We start from the raw sequence: 10959 nt of genomic DNA, 5'->3' as shown, positions 1-10959 counted from the left end.
CGATTCAAACCGGGGAGACACCATGGACGAGATCCAGCAAAAACTCGAACGCTTCAACAGCCGCGCCAACGGCACGCTGCCGGACCACATGAACATCCGCTTCACGCAAGCGGCGGAAGGCGAGCTGTCGGCGGAGATTGAAATCCAGAAGCACCACCTTGCGCCGAACGGCTTCCTGCATGCCGGCACGGTCGTCACGCTGGCCGACACGGCCTGCGGCTACGGCTGCTTCGTCAACCTGCCCGAGGGCGCCGAGAACTTCACCACCATCGAGCTGAAGTCGAACCACCTGGGCACGGCGCGCGAAGGCACCATCGCGGTGACCGCCCGGGCGGTCCACATGGGCAAGACCACGCAGGTGTGGGATGCCACCGTGAGCAACAAGGCGACCGGCAAGACCATCGCCCTGTTCCGCTGCACGCAGATGGTGTTGTACCCAAAATAAAATGCTGTACGCGGGATTAGCCATCATCGCGGCAGGGATCGTGGCGGCGATATCGCCCATCCTGCGCGAGTGGTACCAGCACAAGAGGCGCAAGGAGCGCGAGGAGCAGGATCGACGGTAGGAAAGTGTACTGGTACGATTGCCTGCACTAGGACAGGAAGTTTCGTGGCCACTGTATCGGTACTGTACCAGTCGCTTCGATTAGCATGGATTCGTCACCCGCGGAGCGAAGCCATGAACACCCTGATCCCCTTCCTGCCATTGATGATGTTCGCCTTCGTGTCCTCGATCACGCCCGGGCCGAACAACATCATGCTCACCTCTTCGGGCATCTGGTTCGGCTTTCGCCGCTCGATCCCGCACATGCTGGGCATTACGATCGGCTTCGGCGTGCTGTTGGCCATCTGCGCGGCCGGCATCGGCGCCCTCGTGATGGCGGTGCCGGCGGCGCAGTTCGCGCTCAGGGTGGCGGGCTCCGGCTACCTGCTCTACCTCGCCTGGCAACTGCGCGACATGCGCTTCGATGGCCCGGCCGAACAGGTCCGCCGGCCCATGGGCTTCTTCGCGGCGGCCGTCTTCCAGTTCGCCAATCCGAAAGCGTGGGTGATGGCGATCACCGGCAGCTCGGCCTTCCTGCCGCAGGGCATGCCGGTGCCGCTGGCGATCTTGCTGTTCTGCCTGATCTTCTGCGCGGTGAACCTGCCCTGCATCTCGGTGTGGACCGGGGCGGGTGCCCTGCTGCGGCGCTACCTGTCGCAGCCGCTGTGGCGCAAGGTGTTCTGCTGGACGATGGTGGCGTTGACGGTGTATTCGGCACTGGCGATGTGGATGTAGTTCACCGGTATCAACGGACAGTCCCGGCCTCGGTGCGCAGCCAGCCGAGCGCCGCCTCCACATGCGGCGCCGGCGCATGCCCGGCACTGCGCACGAGGTGATAGGTATGGCCGGGAAGCGCCGGCCCGAACGGTTGGACGAGCCGCCCTGCCGCGATCTCGGCCGCCACGAGGTCGAGGCTCAGCAAGCCTACGCCCTGCCCGGCCAGCACGGCGCCGATCGCATGGGCTTCGTCCGAAAAACGCAGCTGCCGGAGCGCCGATTGCCATGCCAGCCCGGCGGCGGTAAACCAGTTTTCCCAGGTTGGGTTGAGCGGATGCTGCCGTTCCCACTTGAAGTCGACCAACGGCATCCGTTCCAGGTCGGCAGGCGTGGCCACGCCCAGCTCAGGCGCGGCAACCGGCGCGAAGCGATCCGTGAACAGCGGCTCGGCCACCATGCCGGGATACCGCCCACGCCCATAACGTATCGCCAGGTCGGCACCGCCATTGCCCAGCTCGACGGTTTGGTCGGATGCATGAAATTCCAGGTCGATCTCCGGGTGCAGGGCGCCGAAGCCCGCCGCCCGCGGCGCCAGCCAGTAAGCCATGAAGGCGCTGGTGGTCGAGATGGTGACGCGCTGCCGCGCCGGCGCCCGGGCAAGGCGCTGCAATGCCAGCTCGAACGTATTGAACCCATCGCGCAGCACCGGATATAGCGACTTGCCGGCGTCGGTCAGCACGACCTTGCGCACCTGCCGCTCGAAGAGCGGCAAGCCAGTGTATTCCTCGAGGGCGCGCACCTGGTGGCTGACGGCGGTTGGCGTGACCGACAGCTCGCTGGCCGCTTCCTTGAAGCTGCCATGCCGTGCCGCCGCTTCGAAAGCGCGCAGTGCGGAGAGAGGGGGAAGCCGGCGCATGGGTTTATAGGTGAGTCCTGTTCATCTGACGCCTGACGATTTCGAGTTTGTCACGGCTGCCCGGCGCTCGTATCTTCTCCGTGCCGGCACCCACCAATATCGAGAGGACTTTATCATGCTAGAACGCGTCATTACCCAGCCCGACAACTACGAACCTTATCTGCTGTCGCAGGCGATCCGATTCGGCAACCTGCTGTTCGTATCCGGCCAGGCCGGTGCCGGCGACGATGGAAAGATCGTGGCAGGCGGCTTCCGCGCGCAAGGCGAGCAGGCGTTCGCGAACCTGCGCCGGGTCCTGGAGGCGGGCGGCTCCAGCCTGAAGGACGTCATCAAGGTCACGATCTTCGTGACCGACATGGGGCACTTCCAGGACGTGGTCGAACTGCGGCGGGAGTTCTTCAGCGCGCCCTACCCGGCCGATACGATCGCCGAAGTCAGGGCGCTGTACGACCCGGCGGCGATGATCGAGATCGAGGCGATCGCCGCGGTGCGGACGAAGAGTTGACGGCCTGAAAAACAAAAAAGACGCCGCAGCGTCTTTTTCGTCACCCCTTCAGCGCCTTCGCCAGCAGCTCGTGCAGCGCCGCGAATTCCGGCTTGCCTACATAGCGCTTGATGATCTTGCCATCCTTGTCGATCACGAAGGTGGTGGGCGTGAGCGACACGTCGCCGTAGGCCTTGGCGGCTTCGCCGGTGATGTCGAGCGCCACCTTGAACGGCAGGCGCCGCGTTTCGGTGAAATTGACCACGTAGTTGGGCGGGTCGTATTTCATCGCCACGGCGATGAATTCCAGGCCCTGGCCCTTGAACTTGTTGTACGTGTCGACCATTTCCGGCATCTCGGCCACGCAGGTGGCGCACGAGGTGGCCCAGAAATTGACCATCACCACCTTGCCGCGCAGGTCGGCCGGCGTGATGCGCTCGCCCTTGATGCCGGTGAACGTGACCTGCGGCGCGGCGGGCGCGCTGTTCAGCGAAGAGTAGGCGGCAAAGCCCAGGCCGGCGATCACGGCGGCCGCGATCGCCGGCTTGATCCAGGCTTTGGAAGAGGTAGTCATGATGCCGCCGGACGGTCAGTTCGACGCCTGCGCCGGAGCCGGCGTGTTCTGGAACTGCTTGTACTCCTCTTCCGAGATGTACTCGAACACGCGCACCACCTTCGTCACGCCGCTCACGCCGCGCGCGATCTCGGTCGCGCGGTTGGCTTCGAACTGCGTTACGCGGCCCATCAGGTAGACTTCGCCGCGCTCGGTCACGACCTTGAAGGAGTTGGCCGAAATATCCTTTGCATCCACCAGGCTGGCCTTCACTTTCGTGGTGATCAGCGTGTCGTTGGAGCGGGAGGTGTAGCTGGTCGGGCCGGAGATGGCCAGCTCGTTGACGACCGACTGCACGCCCTCGATCGCCTTCACTTCGCGCTCGACGGCTTCCTTCTTCGCCTGGTTGGGCACCTCGCCGGTGATCAGCACCTTGCGGTTGAACGCATTCACGTTCACATGGCCGGTATCGTCAAGGATGTTGCGCAGCCGCACGTCGGCCTTGACGGCGATCGCCTTGTCTTCCGTCTGCGCGCCGAAGGTGCGCCGGTCGGACGCGGCCATCGTGCCGGCGACGGCACCGCCGACCACCAGGCCGACGCAGCCCGACAGGCTGCTCATCAACGCGCCGCCCAGCAGGGCGATCGCGACGGGACGCTGCAGACGGCTCAGCAAGGCCGGGTAACGACTACTCATGCACATCTCCTCCGAACAGGGCGACGTCGATGCCGTCGCAGATGCAATGGATGCAAGTGAGGTGGACTTCCTGGATGCGGGCCGTGCGCTCGGCCGGCACGCAGATATGGACATCGGCATCGGTCAGCATCTTGCCGATCGCGCCGCCGCCCTTGCCGGTCAGCGCCACCACGCGCATCTCGCGCTCCAGTGCCGCCTCGATCGCCGCCATCACGTTGGCCGAGTTGCCGGACGTGGAAATCGCCAGCAGGATATCGCCGGCCTGGCCGAACGCCTGTACCTGCTTGCTGAAGATTTCACGGTAGCTGTAGTCGTTGGCCACCGCCGTGAGCAGCGACGTATCGGTGGTCAGTGCCAGCGCGGCCAGCGGCACGCGCTCGCGCTCGAAACGGCCGACCAGTTCCGCAGCAAAATGCTGGGAGTCGGCTGCCGAGCCGCCGTTGCCGCAGGCGAGAATCTTGTTGCCGTTGGAAAGGGCTGAGAACATCAGGTCGATCGCCTGCGCCAGCGGTTGGGCGAGCACGGTGGCGGACTGGATCTTGGTTTCTGCACTTTCGTGGAAGTGCGAAAGGATGCGTTGATTGGTCATAGTCTTCAAATTATATAGTGCTGTGGACCGCCACGACCGGCAACACCTGTTAATAATGCTTACAAAAGCGGCTTAACAAAAGGACATCTGTCGATGTCCCTACCTGGCTCAGTAGGCCTTTTTGGCGGGAACGGTGACCGTGATCCGCGCACCGGCGCCCGGCTTGCTGTCGATTTCGAGCGTGCCGCCGATGCAATTGGCGCGCTCGCGCATCCCCACCAGCCCATAGTGGCCGGGGCGGTGGCCGGCCGTCGCCACGGCCTCGTCCAGGCCACGGCCATCGTCGCGGATCCGGGCAACGAATGCGCCGGCGCCGTATTCCAGTTCCAGGGCGATGCGCGTCGCTTCCGCGTAATGCGAGGCGTTGAACAGCGCCTCGCGGGCGATGGCATAGATTTCCTCGTGCACGTCGGGGCGCAGCGGCCGCGGCTTGCCGAGCACCTGCATGTCGAACGCGTGCGGCCGGTGCGCCGCCAGCCCCTTGCCGAACTGGCCGAGGGTCAATTCCAGCACCTCGGGCGCGGAGGAGGCACGCAGCGCCATGATCTGGTCGCGGCCTTCCACCAGCAGCTGCTCGGCCAGGTCGAGCGTATGGTCCAGGCGCGCACGCTCCGGTGTACCTTCCTTCAGGTGCAAGCTCTGGGCGTGGAACGACAGCAGCAGCGACTGGATGCTTTGCAGTAGCGTGTCGTGCAGGGCGCGGGCGATGCGGGTCCGTTCCGTCAGGCGCGCATCCCAGCGCTCGCGCATGCGGCGCGTTACGTATCGCAGGCGCAAGGCATAGGCGGCGTACAGCAGCAGGGCGCCGCTGGCCACCAGCAGGAGCTTGAACCACATGCTTTGCAGGAAAGTCGGGGGAATGTCGATGTCGAGCACCGCGCTATTCGTGTTCCACAGACCGTCCTCGTTCGAGGCGATCACCTCGAAGCGGTATCTGCCCGGCGCCAGGTTCGTGTAATGCGCCTGGCGGCGCCCGGCCCCCTCCTGCCACGCGGGATCGAGGCCCACGAGCCGGTAGCGCAGGCGCACCCGCTCGGGAATCGACAGCGAGAGCGCGGTGAAGTCGAGCTGCAGGTTGCGCGTTCCCTGCGGCAGGTTCAGGACTCCGTCGCGGATGGCGTAACGCACGCCCTCGGAGACTGCGTCCACGATTTCGACCGGCGGTGGCAGCGGGTTGCGCAGGATATTGGCCGGGTCGATGGTGCCCACCGATCCCGCGGTCGCGTACCACAACAGGCCGTCGCTCGACCGGCGCAGCGACGGTACCGGGCGCAATTGCGGCGCATGGCCCTGCATGCCATCCTGCGCATCGAAACGCTCGAATGGCACGGCCGTGGATGGGGCCTTCAGCCAACGGTCCATCGCGGGCGCGGCAATGCGGTACAGGCCGTCGGCGCCGTGGAGCCACAGCTCGCCGCCGGGCAGGCGGACGATGCCGGATATACCGCGGAAGCGTTCGTCGCGCGCGCCGTGCAGGGCGGTGATACGGCCATTCCGGTACAGCGCCACGCCCTCTTCTCCACCCAGCCACATCGACTTGCCATCGGCATGAAGCGCAAGGATGGTGCCCAGCCGCAGGCCCTGGTCCGGTCCGATCCCGCGCACGTTCGCCGCGCCGACGATCGTGACGAGACTGCGCAGATGCCCCATCCAGAGGTTTCCTTCGGCATCGCGTGCCATGGTCGTGGTCAACAGGTCTGGAATGCCTTGCCGCCCGCCCGATTTGCTCCAGGCGCCGTCGACTAACCTGTAGACGCCTTTGCCCGCCGAAAACGATGCCCACAGCGCGCCATCGCCGTCCTGCTGGAGGGCGTGCACGCGCAGCCCCTTCACTTCGTCCGGAAAGCCGATCGTGGTCACCGTGCCGTCCCGATCGCGCCGCACCACGCCTTCCATGCCGCCCAGCCATACCACGCCGTCCGGTGCCGTGTAGCTGGCTGTCAGCTTGCCCGGCACTTCGCGGGCGATGGGCCCATCGGGTCCATACCGCCACAGGTCGCGCGCATAGTCGCCCACCCACATATCGCCTTCCGGTCCGGCCACGAGCGCCGGAAACTCGAGCTGCCGGGGGAAAGGCGTGGTGCGCAGGCGATTCGGCCGCAGCCGATCGATACCGCGCGACGTGCCGAACCACAGATTGCCTTCGCGGTCCTGGAACGATGCGCCCAGCATGGGGCCGCTGATGCCGTTCGCCGTGGACAGTAGCTGGTCCGGCATGGCGCGGCCATCCGGCGTCACCTTGCGCTCCACGCTGTTCGCATGCAACATCCACATCGTGCCCTGGCGGTCGAAGCGCATGCTCACGCCTGCGAGCTCGGGGCTGCCCGGGTACCCGGCGGGCGGTGCCGCCGTGCGCACCCTGTGGTAGCCGCCCTCGAAATCGTTGCCCCATATCGTGCCGTCCGGCGCCTCGCATAGCGAAACGAGGGTCTTGCGCGGCCATGCGTGGGTGAAGCGGCGCTCGCCGGACCGGCGGAAGTAGGCGCCCGAGTTCGTCCCGATCCACGTCGTGCCATCGCGCGCGAACAGGATCTGGAACACGCCCAGCGCCGGCAGGCCCTCCTCCGCGCCAAGGTAGCGGAACCGGTCACTGCCCGGTGCGTGTACTGCCACGCCATCGCGCATCGCCACCCACATCGCACCGTCCGGTGCCGGCTCGATATGCATCACGCCGACGGGTTGCAGGCCCCCGTTCTCCGTGTAGGTGCGCGTGCCATCCTTCCTGAATACCGACACGCCGCCGACGCGGTAGCCGACCCAGACCGCGCCGTCCGGCGTGGCGGTCAGGCCCATGATGTTGCTGGACTCGAGCCGGTGTCCGTAGACCTTGTCCATGCGCTCGAAACGCACGCCGTCGAACCGGTACAGGCCGTTCGGCGTGGCGATCCACAGCCATCCGTCGGGCCCCTGCGCAAACTTGGTGACGCCGCCGGGGGCGCCATCGACCTCCCTCCACGCGGTGTGCGTGTAATCGGAAAGCAGGGGACCCGGCGCGGCGGAGGAAGACGGATGCCCGATAATCAGCAGCAGCAGGAGCAGCAGCAACAGCGGCAGGGTCTTGAACGCGCGCAGGATCATCAGGTGGAACGGAGGGGCAGGCCGGAAACCGGTCATGGTAAAGCATCCGCCCGCCGGACTGTCACCGGTCGTCCACCATCACGTTCTTCAGCCACTCGATCTCGTCGCCATCGATCGCCACCACGTCGAAGCGGCAGGGCGGCAGCCTGGGAAAACGCAGCAGGTAGACCTGCGCGGCGATCTTCATGCGGCGCTGCTTGGCGGGCGTGATGCTGGCGGCGGCACCGCCGAAGGCGCGGCTGCGGCGCCGGCGCACCTCCACGAACACGAGGTTGGCGCCGTCGCGCATGATCAGGTCGAGTTCCCCGCCCTTGCAGCGGAAGTTGCGCTCCACCAGCGCGAGGCCGTGGCGCCGCAGGTGCTCGAGGGCGGCATCCTCGCCCAGCTGGCCGTTTTCCTGTTTGTCGGTGCGGGCCATGGGGTATGGACCTCAGGCGTGGAACTCAGGGCGTGGCGAGGGGCACGGGCACGCCGTTGCGGTAGACGGCGGCAGGTTCCAGGCGCTTCACGCGCGCCGGGCCGCTGCCAAAGTCGATCGAGAGCTTGCCCGTCACGCCATCGAGCGAGATCGGCTGGCCGGGGCGCAACGCGATTTCGCGCGCCACGCGGAAGGCGTCGATGCCGAGCGCATACAGGCGCTCCATGTCGGCGGTGAGGCGCTCCTCGTCGCGCGGTACCGGTTGCGGGTAGCTCGCCACCATGGGGCTGTCGCGCTGGATCTGCCAGGGCAGGTCGAGCAGCTTCACGCCGTCGAGCTCGGGGCCCTGGTACAGCGACACGCGGCCGGGGTTCAGCGACGAGGTGCCGTACAGCGGAATCTCGCCCAGCGGCGGGGCGGAGAGGGCCACGCGCAGCTGGCGGGCCTGGTCGGCGTCGAGCGCGGCGAACAGCAGGTCCACCGGCTGCTCGACGAGGCGGGCGCGCAGCGCCACCAGTTCCGGATCGCTCAGGTAGCCGTTCAGCGCGGTGAGTTCGAGCGTCTTGGTGGCCATGCCCACTTTCGGCGCATGATCGGCGAATGCGGTGGCGATGCGGCGCTGCCATGCGGTGCTGCCGGAGACGATGATCACGTTCGCGCCGGGGTGCTCGCGCGCCGCCCAGTCGGCCACCTGCCGCGCCTCTTCCTCGATCGACAGGCCGATCGACAGCATCTTCGGCGGCAGCACGGTGCCTTCGCGGCCCTCCGGATGGTTCAGCGCGATGGTGGGCTTGTTCACCAGCGGGCTGCCGGCGACGGCGGTAACGGCGGAGCGGGCCAGCGGGCCCACGATAATGTCGTGCTGCGCCTGGGCGTTCTGGTAGGTGGAGAGGACATCGCTTGCCGCATCGCCCGTCTCGACGACGGTCACTTCGAAGCCGGCGCCTTCGCGTTCCCACGCCGCCATGAAGCCGGCGCGCACCGCGTCGGCGGCGCGGCCCAGCGCTTCGGAGCGCAGCGGCAGCATGAGGCCCACGCGCACCGGCTGGCCGGGCACCGCGGCGGCGGCCTGTTCCTCGGGCGCGGCGCCGGGCATGGCGACCGCGAAGGTTTCCACCTGTGCCGCTTCTTCCGGCGGCGGCGCGGGCGGCCGCTCGGGCGGCGCCGTCACGCGCGGCGGCGGGCTTGTCACGGTTTCGATTGGCGCGCACAATGCCCCCGGGCTGCCGCACGGCGTGCTGCAAGCGGACACGGAAAGCGCGGCCACCACGCACAACAGCAGTGTTTTGATCTTTTCAGCGAGCATCCTACCCCCAATGACAGTTCACGAATCCAGCCCGATCGCCGCCCTGCCGGTGCTCGGCGAGACCGCGCTTCAGACATATCCTACGGCAACATTGTATGTAGTGGCCACCCCCATCGGCAATGTTACCGACATCGGCCTGCGGGCGCTGCACGTTCTCGGACTGGTCGACGCGATCGCTTGCGAGGACACGCGCAACACTGCCCACCTGATGCAGCGCTTCGGCATCAGCAAGCCCCTGCTGGCCGCGCACATGCATAACGAAAGGGAAGCGGGCGAGGCGATCGTGCGGCGCCTGCAGGGGGGAGAGCGCATCGCCCTGGTGTCCGACGCGGGCACGCCCGCAGTGTCCGACCCGGGCGCGAAGATCGTCGACGCGGTTCGCGCCGCGGGCTTGCGCGTGGTGCCGCTGCCCGGCGCGTCGGCCGCTATCACGGCGCTGTCCGCCAGTGGGCTCGTGAACGACCAGTTCCATTTCGTGGGCTTCCTGCCGGCGAAGCCGAAGCAGCGCGAGACCGTGCTCGCCAGCCTGCGCAACGTGGCCGCAACGCTGGTGTTCTACGAGGCGCCGCATCGCATCGCCGAATTCACGCAATCGCTCGTGGCCGCATTCGAGCCCACGCGCCAGGTCGTGTTTGCCCGCGAGCTCACCAAGCTGTTCGAGGAAATCCACCGCTGCCCACTGGCCGAAGCTGCGGCCTGGCTGGCCGGCGACGCGCACCGGGAGAAGGGTGAGTTCGTCGTGCTGGTCGAAGGCGCACCCGCGCAAACCGATGCCCAGGAGGCGGAGGCCGAGCGCATCCTGAAGATCCTGCTGGCCGAGCTGCCGCTGAAACAGGCCGCCAGCCTGGCCGCGCAGATCACCGGGCAAAAGAAAAACGCCCTGTACGACCGGGCGCTGGCATTGAAAGGTGAAGGCTAGGAAAACTTTCCTCAAAAATGGGGACAGACCCCATTTTCCAGGCAACTATTTCCAGAAAAATGGGGTCTGTCCCCATTTTTGGAGCAATTTTTTGCACTGGCAAATATCGGGGCCTGTCACCGGTTTTACGGCGTGTCGGGCCCGCAATTCTCGGCATAGCCCGGCACTTGCGCCAGCCGCTCCATGTAGGCGGCCACGGCGGGCAGGTCGACGCGTTCGATCGGTGTGCCGCGCCAGCGGTGCACGGAAACGCCGATGACCACGTCGGCCAGCGAGAGCTTGTCGCCCGCAACGAAGGCGCCGGTGCGCTCCAGCTGGCGGTCCAGCAACGTCATTTTCGCGTTCCACGCGCGCACGCCGGCCGCCACCTCTTCCGGCGTGAATTGCGTGCTGCCGCGCAGCAGGGTCAGCACGGGCGCGCGCCATGCCGGGTTCAGTTCGGTGGCTTGCCAATCCATCCATTGTTCGATGCGGGCACGCTCGAGCCGGTCGGCCGGCAGCAGGAACGTGTCGTGCGCGAGGTAGCGGCAGATCGTGTTCGATTCCCACAGCACCGTGTCGCCGTCGCGCAGCACCGGCACCTGCGCGTTGGGGTTCAAGGCCAGGAACTCGGGCACGTTCGGGTCGCGTTCCCCCTTGCCCCACGGCTCCAGCTCATACGGCAATTCCAGCAGGCGGCAAGTCCACAGCACCTTGCGCACATTGATCGAGGGGCGTTTGCCCAGGATGGTCAGCATCG

12 protein-coding genes are annotated in these 10959 nt (G+C 66.7%); 4 read left to right on the top strand and 8 right to left on the bottom strand.

The window, feature by feature from the left end:
• The first annotated feature begins 22 nt into the window (after positions 1–22).
• Positions 23–445 carry a PaaI family thioesterase gene (locus tag V6Z91_RS07365; protein WP_338768596.1) on the top strand — a complete coding sequence of 141 codons (423 nt, stop codon included), beginning with the start codon at positions 23–25 and terminating at the stop codon, positions 443–445.
• 234 nt (positions 446–679) lie between these two features.
• Complete coding sequence (locus tag V6Z91_RS07360) at positions 680–1279, top strand: LysE family translocator (protein ID WP_338768593.1); 600 nt, start codon at positions 680–682, stop codon at positions 1277–1279.
• Between the two features lie 10 nt (positions 1280–1289).
• Here V6Z91_RS07360 and V6Z91_RS07355 read toward each other — a convergent pair whose 3' ends face one another.
• The gene (locus V6Z91_RS07355; protein ID WP_338768590.1) at positions 1290–2177 is read right to left on the bottom strand and encodes a LysR substrate-binding domain-containing protein; all 888 of its coding nucleotides are present in this window, start codon (positions 2175–2177) and stop codon (positions 1290–1292) included.
• A 115-nt stretch (positions 2178–2292) separates the two neighbouring features.
• On the opposite strand from V6Z91_RS07355, the gene V6Z91_RS07350 reads away from it, so the two are divergent.
• Complete coding sequence (locus V6Z91_RS07350) at positions 2293–2682, top strand: RidA family protein (RefSeq protein WP_338768587.1); 390 nt, start codon at positions 2293–2295, stop codon at positions 2680–2682.
• Between the two features lie 40 nt (positions 2683–2722).
• Here V6Z91_RS07350 and V6Z91_RS07345 read toward each other — a convergent pair whose 3' ends face one another.
• From V6Z91_RS07345 to V6Z91_RS07320, 6 genes are all read right to left on the bottom strand, one after another.
• A complete protein-coding gene (locus V6Z91_RS07345; RefSeq protein ID WP_338768584.1) occupies positions 2723–3235 on the bottom strand; it encodes a TlpA disulfide reductase family protein in 513 nt (170 codons plus the stop codon).
• A gap of 15 nt (positions 3236–3250) precedes the next feature.
• Entirely contained in the window at positions 3251–3910 is a 660-nt protein-coding gene (locus V6Z91_RS07340; RefSeq protein ID WP_338768582.1) for a BON domain-containing protein, read from the bottom strand.
• Positions 3903–4499 (bottom strand): phosphoheptose isomerase, encoded by a 597-nt coding sequence (locus V6Z91_RS07335; RefSeq protein WP_338768580.1) that lies wholly within the window; start codon positions 4497–4499, stop codon positions 3903–3905. The genes V6Z91_RS07340 and V6Z91_RS07335 overlap by 8 nt, the downstream gene beginning before the upstream one ends.
• A gap of 108 nt (positions 4500–4607) precedes the next feature.
• The gene (locus tag V6Z91_RS07330) at positions 4608–7613 is read right to left on the bottom strand and encodes a triple tyrosine motif-containing protein (RefSeq protein WP_338768578.1); all 3006 of its coding nucleotides are present in this window, start codon (positions 7611–7613) and stop codon (positions 4608–4610) included.
• Between the two features lie 25 nt (positions 7614–7638).
• Entirely contained in the window at positions 7639–7995 is a 357-nt protein-coding gene (locus tag V6Z91_RS07325) for a YraN family protein (protein ID WP_338768576.1), read from the bottom strand.
• Between the two features lie 25 nt (positions 7996–8020).
• Complete coding sequence (locus V6Z91_RS07320) at positions 8021–9301, bottom strand: penicillin-binding protein activator (RefSeq protein ID WP_338768574.1); 1281 nt, start codon at positions 9299–9301, stop codon at positions 8021–8023.
• Between the two features lie 10 nt (positions 9302–9311).
• On the opposite strand from V6Z91_RS07320, the gene rsmI reads away from it, so the two are divergent.
• Positions 9312–10220, top strand: a complete 909-nt coding sequence (gene rsmI, locus V6Z91_RS07315; protein ID WP_338768572.1) for a 16S rRNA (cytidine(1402)-2'-O)-methyltransferase — start codon at positions 9312–9314, stop codon at positions 10218–10220.
• Between the two features lie 125 nt (positions 10221–10345).
• Here the strand turns inward: rsmI and V6Z91_RS07310 are convergent, their stop codons facing one another.
• Positions 10346–10957 carry a glutathione S-transferase family protein gene (locus tag V6Z91_RS07310; RefSeq protein ID WP_338768570.1) on the bottom strand — a complete coding sequence of 204 codons (612 nt, stop codon included), beginning with the start codon at positions 10955–10957 and terminating at the stop codon, positions 10346–10348.
• Positions 10958–10959: the final 2 nt, after the last annotated feature.

The organism is Massilia sp. METH4 (genome assembly GCF_037094685.1).
In the GTDB taxonomy this organism is placed as follows: domain Bacteria; phylum Pseudomonadota; class Gammaproteobacteria; order Burkholderiales; family Burkholderiaceae_D; genus Rugamonas.
This window is presented reverse-complemented; position numbering and strand designations above follow the sequence as displayed.